Source organism: Maribacter sp. 1_2014MBL_MicDiv (assembly GCF_001865655.1).
Taxonomy (GTDB): domain Bacteria; phylum Bacteroidota; class Bacteroidia; order Flavobacteriales; family Flavobacteriaceae; genus Maribacter; species Maribacter dokdonensis.
The window spans coordinates 3,395,952-3,413,455 of record NZ_CP011318.1 but is presented as its reverse complement, the minus strand read 5'-3'; the positions used below and the strand labels follow the sequence as shown (position 1 = coordinate 3,413,455).

The window sequence follows — 17,504 nt, the reverse complement described above, 5'->3', positions numbered from 1 at the left end:
TGTTAACTAATTTGTTAATAATATAGATTGGCACAATGGCTGAAAGCCCTTACAAACACTTACTTTTAATATATCTTGTAAAACTAAATAGTGCCTATGGCGTTAGAATCTAACGAGAGACCGGACAAGCCAATTACGAAATTTGAATCAATGTTAAAGACAGATGATGTCTACTTCTTTGATGCCGAAGATTTTGAAGATATTATACACCACTATTTAAACCATGGTAAAATTTCCTTGGCTAAAAAGGGGATAAAAATTGGGCTACAACAACATCCGGGTTCTATTGAACTTAAGTTGCTTCAAGTAGAGGTGATGGTTTTTGAAAACCAAATGGAAAAGGCTGAAGCCCTTTTAGATGAATTGCAGTTACTTGACAATCATAACGAAGAAATTTATATTCAACGTGCCAATATTTTATCCAAATTGGATAATCATGAAGGTGCAATAGAGCTTTTGCAAAAAGCGCTTAGTATTACCAATAATAGTTTTGATGTGTATAGCCTTTTGGGCATGGAGTATTTGTTTATGGACAACTTTGATAGCGCCAAAGAAAGCTTCATGAAATGTGTAGAGTTCGATGAGCAAGATTATTCATCGCTTTATAATGTAGTATACTGTTTTGAATTCTTAGAAGACTATGAAGGTGCCATTGTATATTTAAATGGGTATTTAGAAAAAAATCCATATTGTGAAGTTGCTTGGCACCAATTGGGCAAACAATATTACTATAAAGAAATGTATAGTGAAGCTTTGACCGCATATGATTTTGCCATTATTTCAGACGATACCTTTATTGGGGCTTATTTTGAAAAAGGCAAAGTTCTTGAAAAATTAGGCAGATATAAAGAAGCTATAGAAAACTACGAAACTACCATATCCATTGAAGATCCAACCTCACATGCATTTTTAAGAATAGGAAAATGCTATGAAAAATTAAAGGATACTGATATGGCCAAGTATTATTTCTACCAAACAGTTCACGAAGATCCTTTATTGGACAAAGGCTGGTTGGCCATCACCAATTTGTACTACAATAAAAGAGATTTTGAAAAAGCGGTATTCTATATTAACAAAGCATTGAATATAGATGGTGAAAACCCACAGTATTGGAAAAAATGTGCTAAAATACACATGGCGCTAGAGAATTACGACCAAGCTGACTTTGCTTTTAAACAAGCCGTAGATTTAGGCAATTACGAATTGGATACTTGGCTTAAATGGGCAGAGGTCGTAAGAATCAACGGTGAAACCGAAGCTGCTGTTCAAATACTTTCCCAAGGAAGGGAATTTTACCCTGAAAGCTTAAAATTGTTGTATAGATCTGTAGGTTATCTACTATTGGCAAATGATCCTATAAACGCACGAATTATGCTAATGGATGCTTTAAAGATTGATATAAAACAGAAAAAACTTCACCTGTTCACTGAAAATTTTCCTCAATATGGCAAATCTGAATGGACCCAGGAAATTGTAAAAAAATACAATAAAACCAAGTAGAAAAGGTTCTACACCATATGGAAAATAGAAAACTTAAAGATTATACCGTAATTTCTTTAAAAGGAATGGCAATGGGCATTGCCGAACTGGTACCTGGGGTATCTGGAGGCACAATAGCTTTTGTTACAGGTATTTACGAAGAGTTCATCACCTCTATCAACAACGTCAACCTAACTACTCTAAAGGTTTTAAAGGAAGAAGGCTTTAAAAGTTTTTGGGAGAAATTGAACGGCAACTTTCTTTTGGCCTTGGTCATAGGTATGATGATCAGTATTTTCTCTTTATCAAAAATAATTGCCTGGCTTTTAGAAGAGCACCCTATACCAACATGGTCTTTCTTCTTTGGCTTGGTTTTAGCAAGTGTTATATTCGTTGCAAAATCCATTAAAAAATGGAATATACTTGCCATTGTACTGTTTATTGTAGGAACTGCAAGTGCATTTTATATTACGACCCTACCCCCTTCTGCAAGTTCTGGTAGCTTGCCCTTTATTTTCCTATCTGGGGCTATTGCTATTTGCGCAATGGTTTTACCCGGTATTTCCGGATCCTTTATTCTAGTATTACTTGGGTCTTACAGAACTGTTTTAGAAGCTGTCAATGAAAAAGATTTTGGCGTTATTATTACATTCGCTTTTGGTGCTGCTTTTGGTATTTTAAGTTTTGCCAGAATCTTAAAATGGATGTTTACCAATTATAAAGATGCCACACTTGCGGTGTTAACTGGTTTTATTTTAGGTTCTTTAAATAAAATATGGCCTTGGAAAAACATCATAGAAATTATTCAAATTGGAAAAAAAGAAATCATAATTGATGAAAATATTTCACCTTTTGCTTTTCAAGGTGACAATCAATTAACTTTTGCCATCGTAGCTGCCATCATCGGTTTTTCCCTTATTTTTATATTGGAAAAATCCGCTTCAAAGAAGTAATGCGATAACCTACATGAACACACCCCGTACCTTTACCGATAAATTTTTCTTGGTTGTTAAAGGACTTTGTATGGGCGCCGCCAATAAGGTTCCTGGCGTATCGGGTGGTATAGTTGCTTTCGTAGGTGGTTTTTACGAAGAATTTATTTATTCTTTACAAAAAGTAAATGCAAAAGCATTTAAGCTATTTGTCAATGGCAGGTTTAAAAGTTTCTACCGCTATATTAACGGCTCATTCTTAACACTGCTTATTTTTGGTATGCTGGTAAGTTATTTTAGCATTTCAAAAGTGTTAGATTATTTTCTAGTGAAACGGGAACTCTACGTTTGGGCCACATTCTTTGGCATGATACTAGGATCCATCTATTATATAGGTAAAGATTTCGACTATTGGAAAAAGAAAACCTTTACCGCCGCGTTCATTGGCCTAACTGTAGGCATAGCTATAAGTTTTCTTAGTCCGGCAAAAGAAAATGACAATCTGCTATTTATTTTTCTATGTGGCATGATCAGTGTTTCTGGTATGACCTTACCCGGTCTATCAGGTTCTTTCATATTAATCTTACTAGGCAATTACGTATTGTTATTAGTAGATTCAGTTAACGCATTATACGATACATTTTCAGAATTATTGGTCGGTGATTTTAGTTTTACGAACAATACGGAGCGTTTACATACATTAAAAATACTTGCTGTCTTTACTTTGGGATCTGCAACCGGCCTTGTAACCTTATCACACTTGTTAACCTATGTATTAAAACATTACAAGCATGTAACCACGGCAACAATTCTTGGCTTTATTACAGGATCATTAGGCGTGGTCTGGCCATGGAAAAAGACAATTTATAAAACAGATTTTGACGGAAACCTCATTTTAGATTCTAATGGAAAGCAAATAATTATGAATTATGAGCGTTTTCTTCCGGATTTGACCATTGTAGAAAATTGGATCGCGATTTTCTTTATAATAATCGGTATTAGTATTTTGCTACTTTTAGATTGGTATGGAAAAAACAAAAGAACAGAAAGCTAATTATGGCTTAATAGGAAAAAATATTTCCTATTCATTTTCAAGAGGGTATTTTAAAAAGAAATTTGAAGAAATGGGCTTAAATGACCATGTCTATCAAAACTTTGACTTATCATCAATTTCAGATTTTCCAGCAATCTTCAAGAATACTAAAAATGTAAAAGGGCTGAACGTTACCATACCATACAAAGAAGAGGTCATGGATTTTTTAAACGACATTGATCCCGCAGCTAAAAAAATTGGTGCAGTGAACACCATAAAAGTCAGTAAAGAAGGTCTTAAAGGCTTTAATACAGATGCATATGGATTTAAAAAATCACTGGAACCACATTTAAAAAAGCACCATCAAAAAGGATTGATTTTAGGTACGGGCGGGGCTTCTAAAGCTATAGCCTACGTTCTTGAAGAATTAGATATCACCTATTCTTTTGTCTCCAGAAGTGGTAAAAATAATGGATTCACCTATGATGAATTGACGGATGATATTATAGAAGAACATACGTTGATCATTAATTGTTCTCCCGTAGGCACATTTCCCGACATTGAAAAAAAACCAAATATACCCTACAGAAAAATCAACGAAGAACATTTGTTGTTCGATCTCATTTACAATCCTGAAGAAACAGCATTCTTAACAGCCGGCAAAACAAATGGTGCAACCATTTGTAATGGTTACAACATGCTAGAATATCAAGCTGAAAAATCTTGGGAAATCTGGAATAAATAAGTACCGTATTCACTTCACCAACCATCTTAAGACCCTATTTATTGAAATTTCCTATCAAATTGGGTTTTGTAATAGATTTAAAAAGAGTAATCAATTCTTTGCCAGTACTAGGGTTGTTGCTATCTTGTAAGCATATAACATAGGATTATGTCTGAGGATAAACAACAAAAGCTACAAGAAAATTCAACGGAAGAAAAAACTACTGCCCAAGCAATTGAAAGCAAGGTAGAAGAAACTGTTGATGACAGTACAAATTCAACAGTGCAACCTGAAGAAAATGTACCTGAATCAAATGAATCTGCCGTAGAAACTGACGTCATGAACGAAATTGACGATTCTAACGCTGAAGATGCAGAAGATAGTGATACAGAAAAGAGACACGAAATTCCTATGCCAGACTACCATGAAATGAACATGGAAAACTTGGTTGGTGAACTACAGCGATTGGTAAAGAATGAAAAAGTTCAGGCCATAAGAAAGCATGTTGACAATATCAAAGATGAATTCAATCAGAAATTTGATGAATTTATTGAGGAAAAGAAAGAAGAATTTATCGCGAATGGCGGTAATGAAATTGATTTTAGATACAATTCCGTAGACAAAAGACAATTCAATGAAGTATATACAGAATATAGAGAAAAGCGTAATCAGTACTACAAAAGCCTAGAAAAAAGTCACAAAGAAAATCTAGCGTACAGGTTAGATCTCATTGAGCAATTAAAGGCATTGGTCAATGTAGAAGAAGATATAAACACAACATATAACAACTTTAAAGATATACAAGCAAAATGGCGTCATGCCGGTCCTATACCTCGTGCAGATTACAATAATGTATGGAAAACCTACCATCACCATATTGAAATATTCTACGACTTTCTTAACATAAATAGAGATTTAAGAGATTTAGATTTTAAGCATAATCTTGAAGAAAAAAGTAAGATCGTTGCTAGAGCGGAAGAACTTGCCAAAGAACCAGATTTAAATAGGGCTTTCAGAGAATTACAAGTGCTGCATAAAATTTGGAAAGAAGATTTAGGTCCGGTAGGAAAAGATCACAGAGAAGAAATTTGGGATCGATTTAGTGCTGCCACAAAAATTATACATGAAAGACGCCAAGACTATTTTAAAAATCTTGACAAAGTAAAAGAAGACAATCTAGAGCGTAAACATGCCATTATTGCTGAAATAAATACCCTTACCGAAAATGTATCGGACAATCACGGTAAGCTTCAACAACAGATTAAAAAGTTAGAAGAACTTAGAGAAGCATTTTTCACGGCCGGACAAGTACCACAAAAAGTAAACTCTAAAACATGGAACAGTTTTAAGGCCGCTGTAAGAGAGTTTAATCAGCATAAAAACGCATTTTACAAAAACCTTAAAAAGGAGCAGCAAGAAAATTTAGATAAAAAAAGAGCATTATTAGAGATAGCGATATCTTTAAAAGACAGTGAAGATTGGGATACTACTACTTCTGAAATGAAACGAATTCAAGGACAATGGAAAAAAATTGGCCATGTACCTAGAAAGTATTCTGATAAATTATGGAAAGAATTTAAAACGGCCTGTAATCACTATTTTGATAGATTAAATTCCCTTAAAAATGATGCTTTTAAAGAAGAAGAAGCAAATCTAAAGCAAAAAGAAGCTTTAATGGACCGCCTTAAATCTTTTGAATTAAGTGGCGACAAGTCTAAAGATCTTGCTGACATCAAAAAGTTTTCTGAAGAATGGAAAGGTTATGGAAGAGTTCCATTTAAAAAGAAAAACATTAACCAAAAATTCGATAAAATAATTGACGCTCTCTATCAAAAATGCGGGGTGAGCAAGCAAGAGTCGGAGTTATTGAAATACGGAAACAAAATTCAACAGCTTGCTGATAATGACAATCAAGAACGTGCTATACAAAATGAACGTACGTTTATCAGAAAGAAGATCGACGAAAGCAAAGATGAAATTAGACAGTTAGAGAATAATCTACAATTTTTCTCAAATGCTTCTGAAAGCAATCCTTTAGTTCAAGATGTCATAAAAAGAGTAAACCAACACAAAGAATCTTTAGCTGCGTGGAAAGCAAAACTTAAAAAGCTAAATATTTTAAAAAACAATCTACTTAAAGAAGATGATGAAGGGGAATCTGCTGATGAAGCCCAAACAGACGAATAAGTATTTTTAAGTTCTTGTAGATATAACATTTTAGCAATTCAATCGTTAATAAGTAAGAAAAAACTTACATTTATAATGTTAGGTAATATGTTATATCCAAAAAAATGGTAAAACCAGAAATACCAAAAAACGAACAAACTAGATTAGAGGTTTTAAATAGTTTCAATGTTTTAGACACATTGGAAGAAAAGGAATATGATGCTATAACACGCATTGCTGCTGAAATATGTGATACACCCATGGCACTTGTATCTTTAGTTGACAAAGATAGGCAATGGTTTAAATCGCATCATGGTATTGACGCCACCGAAACACCAAGGGAACTTGCTTTTTGTGCTCATGCCATTAATTCCCCAGATTCCTTATTAATCGTAAACGATGCCAATAAAGATGACAGGTTCTATGACAATCCTCTGGTAACCGGCGGACCAACGGTTCAGTTCTATGCAGGTGCTCCATTGAACACCAAAGAGGGAGCTTCTATTGGAACGCTTTGCGTTATAGATACCAAACCAAGACAAGCTTTTACAGAAAAGCAACAAGCTTGCCTAAAAGATCTAGCTGACCAGGTAATAGCACAGTTAGAGCTACGAAAGCAGAACATTCAACAAAAACTAATCAATGAAGAATTACGTATAAAGAATGACCAGTTAAAACATTTATCCTACCGACTAGCCCATGATATGAAAACACCATTACTTGGCATAAGTTCTATGGTAGCCTTTATCAATGAAGATTATGATGATTTACTTAAAGATACCGAAATACCAAGTTATCTAGGCACTATAGATAACAGGGTTGAGTATATGGAGGCATTGATCAACGGTATAATCAACTATAATTCTATAACCAATGCTGAAATAAAATTAGAAAAGTTTAACGTAACAAAAGAGTTGCAACAAGTACTTCATAAGCACTCAGATATCCATAACGTAAAATTACAACTGATCAATTGTGATCAAATTATAAACCAATCTTTAAATAGTTTTGATCAAATATTTAGGGATTTATTTTCCAACAGTCTAAAATTCGCCAACTCCCCTTCTACTGAAATCATAGTAACATTTAATGAAGACCAAGATTTTTATTACTTCACCTATGAAGACAATGGACCCGGAATAGCAGAAAAATATTGGAAAAAAGTATTTGGACTTTTTGAAAAACTAGGCACAGATGATGCTAAAGATACGGGTATTGGTCTAACGACTATTAAAACATTAATAGAGAAACTGGGTGGACAAATAAGGATAAATAACCGTGAAAATAATAAAGAAGGGGTGTTTTTTAGTTTTTCACTTGCTAAGTTTCTTACATTATAAATATATCAGGTACAAATTTAAACCATCATAAAATTTATTTTAGCACGCATTAAAAAAGCCTCTATACTAGAGGCTTTCATATGATAAGTCAATTACGATTATTTAGCAACATTAACCGCACGTGTTTCCCTTATGACCGTTACTTTCACTTGACCTGGGTAGGTCATATCCGTTTGTATTTTTTGAGAAATTTCAAAGGACAGTTGAGCAGCTCTATCATCGTTTACTTTTTCACTTTCAACAATTACACGAAGCTCTCTACCTGCCTGTATAGCATATGCTTTTTGAACACCACTAAACCCAAAGGCAATTTCTTCTAGATCCTTTAAACGTTGAATATATGAATCTAGCACTTGTCTTCTAGCTCCTGGTCTTGCTCCGCTTATGGCATCACAAACCTGTACTATAGGCGCAATCAATGTCTTCATTTCTATTTCATCATGGTGTGCTCCAATGGCATTGCAAACTTCTGGTTTCTCACCAAATTTTTCAGCCCATTGCATACCTAAGATAGCGTGTGGAGTTTCCACTTCATTTTCAGTATTAGGTACTTTTCCTATATCATGTAAAAGTCCGGCTCGTTTGGCAATTTTAGGGTTCAAGCCTAGTTCAGATGCCATTACACCACAAAGTTTTGCAACTTCTCTTGAGTGCTGTAACAAGTTCTGGCCGTAAGACGATCTATACTTCATTCTACCCACTGCACGAATAAGCTCTGGGTGAAGACCGTGAATACCTAAATCTATAACGGTACGCTTTCCTATTTCAACAATTTCCGTTTCTATCTGCTTTTCGGTCTTCTTAACGATTTCCTCAATTCTTGCCGGGTGAATTCTACCATCGGTAACCAGTTTATGAAGCGAAAGTCTTGCGACCTCTCTTCTAACCGAATCAAAACAAGAAAGTATAATTGCCTCAGGTGTATCATCCACAATGATCTCTACACCAGTAGCTGCCTCTAAAGCTCTAATATTTCTACCCTCTCTACCAATGATACGCCCCTTTACATCATCTGATTCTATATTGAATACAGACACACAGTTTTCAACAGCTTCTTCCGTACCTATTCTTTGAATAGTATTGATAATAATTTTACGAGCTTCTTGTTGTGCGGTAAGTTTAGACTCTTCAACAGTAGACTGTATAAAGGCCATTGCATCTGTTTTGGCTGTTTCCTTTAAGCTTTCTACTAGTTGATTTTTTGCTTCATCCGCAGATAGACCAGAAATAACTTCTAGTTGCTGAATTTGACTTTTATGCATTTTATCCAACTCCTCATGACGCTTTTCAAAAAGTTGTCTTTTTTGTTCAACCTCTTTCAGCTTATTGTCTAATTGAGCATTCATGCTCTTATTTTTAGCAAGCTCACTACTTACTTGAGATTCTTTGTCTCTAGTTCTCTTTTCGGCATCATTGATTTTCTTATCCTTAGTATTGATAACTTTTTCATGCTCGGCCTTTAATTCTAAAAACTTTTCCTTTGCCTGTAATATTTTTTCTTTTTTGACACTTTCACCTTCTGCATTAGCGTCCTTTAAAATGCGTTCAGCATCTTTTTTAGCATTGATTATGGTTTTAGAGGCCTTCCCTTTTTCCAAAAATTTCGCAATCGCAAAACCTACTGCCAGCCCAACTATTGCGGCTATAACTATCATTGTACTATCCATAGTGTAATTTATTAATAAAAAAAAGCCCACATTGGAGAAGTTTTGATCAAACTCCGGTAAACAGGTTTAGGGCTAACAGACTGATCAAGAATCCCTATACGAGTAGGGCCTGCTTTTACAATCTAAACTCACCCTTTTTAAAAAAAATAAATGTTGAGTTTGTCAAAAGGTATTACCAATGTGGGCAGTAACTTAATGTATTTATAAGAACGTTTTTATTTAAAAGCTAATTTAGAATTTACCAAGTCTTCAAGCGCTTTTAAACGTTCTTCAGCCTCTTTGGTACCCTCTACTTGCTCTATGCCATTCTGTTCAATTTTAGACGCAAATTGTAAGGCGCACATTGCCAAAACATCTTGTTTGTCTCTAACTGCATAGTTCTGCTCAAATTTTTTAGCCAACTGTTCTATGTTCTTGGCCGCTTTACGCAAGCCTTCTTCTTGAGAGGGATCAATTGTTAATGGATACACCCTATCAGCAATAGAAAGTTTTATTTTGAGCTTATCTGACATATTATTATAAACATTACTCCGATAATTGGGCTATACAATAATCCAACTCTCGTATTAATGTATTTATTTTAAGCTTAGCTTCTGTTTTATTGGTATTACTGCCAAGCATTGAGTTTGCAAGTTTAAGCGAATTATATTTTTCTTCCCATTCAGAAACTGTTTTACTAGCGTTCTCTTGAGAAGATTTTATTGTACGTAATTCTTTTTCCAATTCAATATTAGCATTGTTCAAAACCTCAAGTTTATGCAACAGCTTGCTAATTTTATTTTCTAAAGAATCAACGATTTTAATTAATTCGCTCATACATTACCGTCAATGCGATTTACACAAAGTTAACATACATATTATGACTTAGCAATAGTTTTGTGAAATATTCGTAGTTCATAAAATCTTAATTGATTTTTGCTTATGCAAAACGCTTTTACTTTATATTAATTTTAGCGACAGGTTCTTCATAGAATTGTCAATGATTATTTATTTTCGCAGTATTGCATTCTACCTATGAAAAAAATCTCAACAAGCCTGCTTTTTTTATTTTGTTTTGCCCTTTTTGCACAAAAAGATTATCCAAAAGGAGTTTTTGCGCCACCTATGGACATACCTATCATTTTGGCAGGTACTTTTGGCGAGCTGCGTTCTAATCACTTTCACTCTGGTGTAGACATAAAAACACAGCAAAGAGAAGGTATTCCTATAAATTCAATTGGTGATGGTACAATAACTAGAATTAAAGTTTCTCTTTGGGGCTATGGTAAGGTATTATACATTGCACACCCTAACGGCTATACTTCTGTTTACGGTCATCTTCAAAAATTTTCTCCTTCCATTGAAGAATACATCAAAAAAATACAATACGATAAAAAATCATTTGAGGTAGAAGTTTTTCCCGACTATGGCGAATTAAAGGTCTCAAATGGAGAACTAATTGCCTATAGCGGAAACACTGGTGGTTCTGCCGGTCCGCACTTGCATTTTGAGATAAGAAGTAGTATTTCTGAAAAACCTACCAACCCGCTACTCTACGGTATGGATGTTGCAGATGCTACTAACCCGATTTTAGAGAAGCTATTTGTGTACCCACTAACCGATCAATCTCATGTAAACGGTAATTATAGCAGAACCCAAGTCAATTTCAAAAGACAAAGTGATGGTTCTTTTTTAGCAGATGACGTAACTGCGCTCGGTGATATTGGCATAGGCTTTGTTGGTTTTGACCGATTGGATATGGCCGCTAATAAAAATGGCGTTTACAGTGTAGAACTCAGTGTTAACGGTAAAGTGTACTCGTTATACGATTTTGAATCGTTCTCCTTTGGTGAAACTAGGTATATCAACACCTTAATAGACTATGATTACTATGGCAGAAATAGGCAGCGCATTCAAAAAAGTTTTAAATCCCCAGGTAACAATTTAAGTATTTATAAAGAATTGTTCAATGACGGAAAAATTAAGGTTAACGAAGGTCTAAGCTACAACGCAAAACTATTGATAAAGGATTTCGCAGGCAATAAACTTGTTATGAACATACCGGTTACTGGAAAGAAAAATCTTTTGGGCAACAAAAAAGAAACGATTACCACAGATAATTATATTACAGCAAAAAGGCCTAATAATTTTGATTTGGACGGTGCTAAGGTATATTTCCCTGCCAACACGTTCTATGAAGATTTTTATATCGACTTAAAAAAAGGAAAAGACACGGTTACCATACACACCAATACGGTGCCTGCACATAGAAATTTCACAATAACTTTTGATGTTTCCAAATATTCAAAAGAAGAGCAAAAACAGTTATTCATTGCCAGGTTAGACTCTAAACTACGACCTAGCCACGCAAACACCTATAAACGAGGTAATGAATTTACCACTCGTACCCGTAATTTAGGAACCTATACTTTAGCAAAAGACACTATTGCACCAACCATTAGAACCAAAAATTTCAAAGAAAAGCAGTGGTTGAACAATTATAAATACCTAAGTGTTCAAATTGCAGATGACCTTAGTGGTATAGATACTTACAAGGCAACTTTGAACGGTGAATGGATTTTAATGGAATACGAACCAAAACGTAATACGCTAACGTATAATTTTGACGATAAGATTGCTGACCAAACGCAATGCGTACTTAAAGTTACCGTTACTGATAATGTAGGTAATGAAAATACCTTGACCACTTCGTTTTATAGAAAATAGAATAATTGAAACTTAGCAATGTACAAAACCTTATAATACTGCTGTGCAGCACCATTGGTTTTGCTCAGAACGCTACTATTTCGGGTGTTGTATTAGATGAGAACAATAAACCGCTGCCCAATGTGAACATTACGGCCAAGGATTTGGGTACAATTTCCGACTCGGACGGATTTTACCTTCTGGAAATTATAGCAGATAAAGAAAATACGATTTCCTTTTCTCACGTAGCCTTTAAAGATGTAGTTCTTGAAAATTTAATCCTAACTACGAACGAAACATTTGAATTCAATCCGGTTTTAAAAAGTGATGTCACTCAAATAGATGGTGTTACCGTTACCGCTACAGGAGAAAGAACAACCAATAATATTCTTAACATTACCCCAGAAAAAATCAGAAAAATTCCTGGCGCAAATTCTGGTGTTGAAACCATACTGAAACTATTACCGGGCGTATCTTCTAACAATGAGTTGAGTACCCAATACGCTGTGCGAGGCGGTAACTATGATGAAAATTTGGTCTACGTTAATGAAATTGAAGTGTACAGACCATTTTTAATTCGTTCTGCGCAGCAAGAAGGGTTAAGTTTTGTAAATAGTGACCTTGTTCAAAATGTAAAATTTTCCGCAGGAGGTTTTCAAGCCAAGTATGGAGATAAAATGTCCTCTGTACTTGACATTAAGTATAAAACGCCTACCCTATTTTCCCTGCGTGCAGATTTAAGTTTTTTGGGTGCTAGTGCCAGTTTAGAAACGATTTCTAAAAACAAAAAGTTAAGTTCGGTTTCAGGAATTCGCTATAGAAACAATGCATTATTAGTAAACAGTCAACAAACACAAAGCAATTTTACCCCTTCATTCACTGATGTCCAAAGCTATTTAACCTACCATGTCTCACCCAAATTTCAATTCAATTTTCTAGGAAATATTTCGGTCAACGATTACAAGAATGAACCCATTAACAGACAAACCAATTTTGGCACTATAGACAACCCACAAGCCTTGATCGTTTATTATGAGGGACAGGAAACAAACAAGTACAATACTGCTTTAGCAGCTTTAAAAGGCAGTTATTTTTTAGATGAAAACACGACAATAAAACTTATTTCATCAATCTATCATACCACAGAAGAGGAATACTCAGATGTAATTGCCGCTTATGAACTGGGCGATATAGATAGTAATTTAAATAGCGATACCGCAGGCCAAGTTTTAACGTCTCGTGGTATTGGGTCACAATTCAATAGAACAAGAAACGACCTCGATGCTCTAATTTTCAACTTAGAGCATAAAGGGAACCACACCAAAAACAACTCGCTTTTGGAATGGGGCGTAAAATATACGCACGAGGACATAAGAGATCAACTAAGAGAATCTGAGTTTATAGATTCCGCCGGATATTCCATTAGACCTCCACGAGCAGAATTCACGAACAACCAGCCTGCAGAACCGTTTGACGCCCCTTTAGTCGCTTATAATGGTCTCAATGCTTTAAACTTTGTGAAAACAAATCGTTTTTCTGGATATATTCAAATTGGCACCCACAAAACTTGGAACAATACAGATATCTACTATAATGCAGGATTACGCTCTCATCATTGGACAGTTAGTGGTGCCGGTGTTGATAAGGTATCACAAACAGTAGTTAGCCCAAGGGCACAATTTGCCATTAAACCAAATTGGGAAAAAGACATGTTGTTCAAACTTTCTACGGGCATTTACCACCAACCCCCGTTTTACAGGGAACTAAGAGATAGCACTGGCACTATACAACCTATTGTAAAGGCACAAAAGGCATTTCATTTGGTAGCAAGCAATGAATATAGTTTTCAATTATGGGACCGTCCTTTTACACTCATAAGCGAAGCGTACTACAAAAAATTGAACAATGTAAATCCGTATTCACTAGAAGATGTACGCATTAGGTATACGGCAACAAATGATACCGAAGCTTATGTCTACGGTGCAGAAGTACGACTAAATGGTGCTTTTGTTCCGGGCACCGAATCTTGGGTTAGCCTAGGCTATTTGAAAACAGAGGAAAATAGAGGTAATAGAGGTAATATAGCTAGACCAACCGACCAACGCTTTAAATTTGGCATTCTTTTTCAAGATTACATACCCACCATTCCTGATTTTAAGATGTATTTAAATTTGGTATACCAGACCGGTGTTCTAGGTGGTTCTCCTAGTTATGCGGACCCATATATATTTCAGAATAGATTAAGAGATTATAAACGTGCAGATTTGGGAATTTCCTATATTTTTGCAAACAAGGACAAACAATATTCAAGTACACATTGGCTTCATAGTTTTAAAGAATTGAGTTTAGGTTTTGAAATTTTTAATCTCTTCAACAATCAGAATTCAATTACCAATACTTGGGTAAGGGATGCGGATAGCAAAAATGAATTTGCCGTTCCAAACTACCTTACATCTAGAGTATTAAATTTAAGACTGGGAATTCGCCTATAAAAAATAAAAATGAAAAGATTACTTTTCTTAATAGCACTTACTTCTACCCTAACAGTCGTAGCCCAAAAGAACATTTACGAGAGTCCAAATTTTGACCACTTAAGTGAAGACCATCAGGTTTTGGCGATCATACCTTTTCTCACCAATTTAGATCTTAATGAGAAAGTATCTAAATCTGAACAAAAGAGATTAGAAGAAAATGAAGGGTATGCTGTACAAAATGCCCTTGAAACCTATTTTTCTAAACGAAGTAAAAAGAAAAAATTACCGGTAACCTTTCAAAACATAGAAAATACCGCTGCAATATTAGCTAAGAAAAATATTAGCTATGAGAATATTGATGTATACACCACCAAAGAGTTAAGTGAAATATTGGGTGTGGATGGCATCATAAGCGGTACGTTAGATCTAAATATACTATTGTCCAACGGAGTACCTACAGAATTCAGTTTTACGGATTATTTCTCTGGCGGTGCCAATTATGGAAGAATAGGTATAAAGATCAGTGATGGCAATACCGGCAAACTTCTATGGAAGTATGAAAAAGAAATAAATAAAAAGACAGGTAAAAACACTACCGATCTTATTGATCGTATGATGAAATTAGCTATTAGGAAATTCCCGTACGAAAGAGAGCGCAAACGCGATAGAAACAAGAGCTAATTACGCTTCAATTATTTCTTTAAGAACATTGACGGTATAATCAATATCTTCTTTTGTATTGTACGTTGAAAATGAAAAACGAACAGAAGGCTTTTTCATATCTTCATCATTTAGAATTTGTGTTAGTACATGAGAGCCCATATCACTACCAGATTGGCAAGCACTACCTTTAGAACAAGCAATACCCTTCATATCTAAATTAAATAGCAGTAGCATAGCCTTTTCTTCTTCAATTGGCAAGCAAACATTAACTAAGGTATAAGTACTTTTTTCCAAATCTCCAGAGTGTCCGTTAAATTTGGCACCTGGTATAGCAGACTTCACCTGATCTATAAAATAAGACTTTAAATCTTCTACATATTTCTTTTCTGTGTCCAAATTGTCATAGGCATGTTTAAAAGCCTCTTCCAAACCTACAATGTTATGGAATGATTCTGTTCCTGCCCGTAAGCCTCTTTCTTGAGAACCGCCCGAAATCATACACCCAAGACCAGAATTTTTTCGAATAAAAGCAAAACCAACACCTTTTGGACCATGAAATTTATGAGCTGCAGCAGCCAAAAAATCAATAGGAAAAGCTTTTACATCCCAATTATAATGTCCTAAAGATTGTACAGTATCAGAATGCACCAAAGCCCCATACTTTTTGCTTAATAGGGTAATTGCCTCTAAGTCTATCTTATTCCCAATTTCATTATTAACATGCATTAGGCTCACCAATTTTTTAGAATCATCTTTTTGCAATAAAGATTCTAAATGTGCTAAATCTGGATTTCCATAGGCATCAAGATCAACATATAATAATTTTATTAGCCCTTTCTCCTCCAATTCTTCTACGGTATGTAAAACAGCATGGTGCTCTATTCTTGTCGTAATAATAGTCGTAACCCCTAAATCACGTACGGCACATCTTAGAATCATATTATCCGCCTCGGTACCACCAGAAGTAAATATTATTTCAGAAGGTTGGGCATTCATATATTTAGCAATGGTTTTACGCGCACTTTCAATAGCTGTTTTAGCCGTTCTACCAAAACTATGCGTTGAAGAAGGGTTGCCATAAACCGCCAAAGCCTCTTGCATTTTAGCTATAACATTTGGGTGTACTTGAGTAGTTGCTGCGTTATCTAAATATACATGTTTCATATATGCGTACTCTTAAATAAATAAAGGGCAAAAATAGTTAATTAACCTATAAATGACCGTAATGCAACAGACAGATTTCCAAATTTTAAATTAAATTTGATCTATGAAAAAATATCTTTTACTTGGCAGCTTGTTTTTGTTGTTGGCTTGCGATGATGGCGATTTACAAATAGAAACCGTAGATTTTGATAGTATTGACGAAATAGAGTTTTGTGATGAAATTACGGTCAATGTAGAAAATGTTGTTTTCAAGATAAATGATGATGAAGCTTTAATTTTAACTTTGGCCAGTTCTCTAATTCAAAACTCAGCAACTACTACGGATAGGGAAAGCGCCGTGCCCGGTAGCTCACAAGTTACTTACAGAATTTTTTCAGAGACCGTTACCAGTAGTTATTTTTGTGACTCACCACCACCAATAACCCCCACTGTTTCAGAAGAGATCGAAGCCGAAGGCGGCACTATATTTGTTACGACCACAACAGAGAACGACACCTTGTTTACCCATACCATTCAACTAAGTGGTGTTACCTTCTTAAATGAGAACGGTAGTAGAATTACAGATTTACAGATCAATGAATTTGGTACGGTAACCACATCTATAGAGTAACTACTTAATAATTCTGGAAAATATATACCTCTGTAGCGCCCAAGCCATATTTTTGGTAGTCCGCATCATAGAATTTAACATTGTCATATTTTCTGAACAAATAACCTAGTTCTTCTTTTAACACCCCCTCACCCACACCATGAATAAAAACTACTTTTTGTATGCGTTTATTAATGGCAAAGTCCAACTGCCTTTTAGCGGTATCTAATTGTAGATTCAGCATATCAAACTTGCCCATAGATTTAGGATTTTTAACAAGCTGATTAATATGGAGGTCAACTTCCATTTTGGGTGCAGTACGCTCTTTTGGCTTTAGAACAGTTGTTTTTTTTCGCTTAGGTAATTCTTTTTCTTTTTTAATCTTGGCAACTTCATAATTACTGACCCTTATCTCATTAGAAACCAATACAAGTTCACTAGCTGTAAATGTTAAAGGAAAACCCTCTTCACTTATGAGTGTAACCGTATCATCAATAACAGATTCGACAACGCCCTTTATAACATCATCTATAGTTTCTACGGTATCGCCAATCTTAAATTGAGACATGTTTTTGTTTTGTAAACACA

General features: G+C 35.0%; 15 protein-coding genes and 1 other RNA gene. 10 read left to right on the top strand and 6 right to left on the bottom strand.

Annotated features, from left to right (window positions below; translation table 11 throughout):
• Positions 1-96 precede the first annotated feature (96 nt).
• The 6 genes from YQ22_RS14405 (at position 97) to YQ22_RS14380 (ending at position 7,674) form a co-directional block, all read left to right on the top strand.
• Entirely contained in the window at positions 97-1,500 is a 1,404-nt protein-coding gene (locus YQ22_RS14405; protein ID WP_058103363.1) for a tetratricopeptide repeat protein, read from the top strand.
• Between the two features lie 17 nt (positions 1,501-1,517).
• Positions 1,518-2,432 carry a DUF368 domain-containing protein gene (locus tag YQ22_RS14400; RefSeq protein ID WP_071341741.1) on the top strand — a complete coding sequence of 305 codons (915 nt, stop codon included), beginning with the start codon at positions 1,518-1,520 and terminating at the stop codon, positions 2,430-2,432.
• A 13-nt stretch (positions 2,433-2,445) separates the two neighbouring features.
• On the top strand, positions 2,446-3,465 hold the full coding sequence (locus YQ22_RS14395) for a DUF368 domain-containing protein (protein ID WP_071341740.1): 1,020 nt from the start codon (positions 2,446-2,448) through the stop codon (positions 3,463-3,465).
• Positions 3,437-4,189 (top strand): shikimate dehydrogenase family protein, encoded by a 753-nt coding sequence (locus tag YQ22_RS14390; RefSeq protein WP_071341739.1) that lies wholly within the window; start codon positions 3,437-3,439, stop codon positions 4,187-4,189. The genes YQ22_RS14395 and YQ22_RS14390 overlap by 29 nt, the downstream gene beginning before the upstream one ends.
• Before the next feature lie 147 nt (positions 4,190-4,336).
• Positions 4,337-6,355, top strand: coding sequence for a DUF349 domain-containing protein (locus YQ22_RS14385; protein WP_071341738.1), 2,019 nt, complete (start codon positions 4,337-4,339; stop codon positions 6,353-6,355).
• Between the two features lie 104 nt (positions 6,356-6,459).
• The gene (locus tag YQ22_RS14380) at positions 6,460-7,674 is read left to right on the top strand and encodes a sensor histidine kinase (RefSeq protein ID WP_071341737.1); all 1,215 of its coding nucleotides are present in this window, start codon (positions 6,460-6,462) and stop codon (positions 7,672-7,674) included.
• A gap of 98 nt (positions 7,675-7,772) precedes the next feature.
• Here the strand turns inward: YQ22_RS14380 and rny are convergent, their stop codons facing one another.
• From rny to YQ22_RS14360, 4 genes are all read right to left on the bottom strand, one after another.
• Positions 7,773-9,341, bottom strand: a complete 1,569-nt coding sequence (rny, locus tag YQ22_RS14375; RefSeq protein WP_058104281.1) for a ribonuclease Y — start codon at positions 9,339-9,341, stop codon at positions 7,773-7,775.
• A 48-nt stretch (positions 9,342-9,389) separates the two neighbouring features.
• A non-coding RNA gene (ssrS, locus tag YQ22_RS14370) (6S RNA) lies at positions 9,390-9,500 on the bottom strand.
• Positions 9,501-9,556: 56 nt separating this feature from the next.
• The gene (locus YQ22_RS14365; RefSeq protein ID WP_058103369.1) at positions 9,557-9,853 is read right to left on the bottom strand and encodes a cell division protein ZapA; all 297 of its coding nucleotides are present in this window, start codon (positions 9,851-9,853) and stop codon (positions 9,557-9,559) included.
• A gap of 13 nt (positions 9,854-9,866) precedes the next feature.
• Positions 9,867-10,157: a hypothetical protein gene (locus YQ22_RS14360; protein WP_071341736.1), complete on the bottom strand. Its 291-nt coding sequence runs from the start codon at positions 10,155-10,157 to the stop codon at positions 9,867-9,869.
• A gap of 198 nt (positions 10,158-10,355) precedes the next feature.
• Between YQ22_RS14360 and YQ22_RS14355 the strand changes: the two genes are divergently transcribed.
• The 3 genes from YQ22_RS14355 to YQ22_RS14345 are packed head-to-tail and all read left to right on the top strand — an operon-like array spanning position 10,356 to position 15,181.
• Entirely contained in the window at positions 10,356-12,047 is a 1,692-nt protein-coding gene (locus tag YQ22_RS14355) for a M23 family metallopeptidase (RefSeq protein ID WP_071341735.1), read from the top strand.
• A 5-nt stretch (positions 12,048-12,052) separates the two neighbouring features.
• On the top strand, positions 12,053-14,518 hold the full coding sequence (locus YQ22_RS14350) for a TonB-dependent receptor (protein ID WP_071341734.1): 2,466 nt from the start codon (positions 12,053-12,055) through the stop codon (positions 14,516-14,518).
• A 9-nt stretch (positions 14,519-14,527) separates the two neighbouring features.
• Positions 14,528-15,181, top strand: a complete 654-nt coding sequence (locus YQ22_RS14345; protein WP_058103373.1) for a hypothetical protein — start codon at positions 14,528-14,530, stop codon at positions 15,179-15,181.
• Here the strand turns inward: YQ22_RS14345 and YQ22_RS14340 are convergent, their stop codons facing one another.
• Positions 15,182-16,327: a cysteine desulfurase family protein gene (locus YQ22_RS14340; protein ID WP_058103374.1), complete on the bottom strand. Its 1,146-nt coding sequence runs from the start codon at positions 16,325-16,327 to the stop codon at positions 15,182-15,184.
• A 103-nt stretch (positions 16,328-16,430) separates the two neighbouring features.
• Here YQ22_RS14340 and YQ22_RS14335 point away from each other — a divergent pair, with 103 nt between their 5' ends.
• The gene (locus YQ22_RS14335; RefSeq protein ID WP_058103375.1) at positions 16,431-16,937 is read left to right on the top strand and encodes a hypothetical protein; all 507 of its coding nucleotides are present in this window, start codon (positions 16,431-16,433) and stop codon (positions 16,935-16,937) included.
• Positions 16,938-16,941: 4 nt separating this feature from the next.
• On the opposite strand, the gene YQ22_RS14330 is transcribed toward YQ22_RS14335, so the two are convergent.
• Positions 16,942-17,484, bottom strand: coding sequence for a Smr/MutS family protein (locus YQ22_RS14330; protein ID WP_071341733.1), 543 nt, complete (start codon positions 17,482-17,484; stop codon positions 16,942-16,944).
• Positions 17,485-17,504 lie beyond the last annotated feature (20 nt).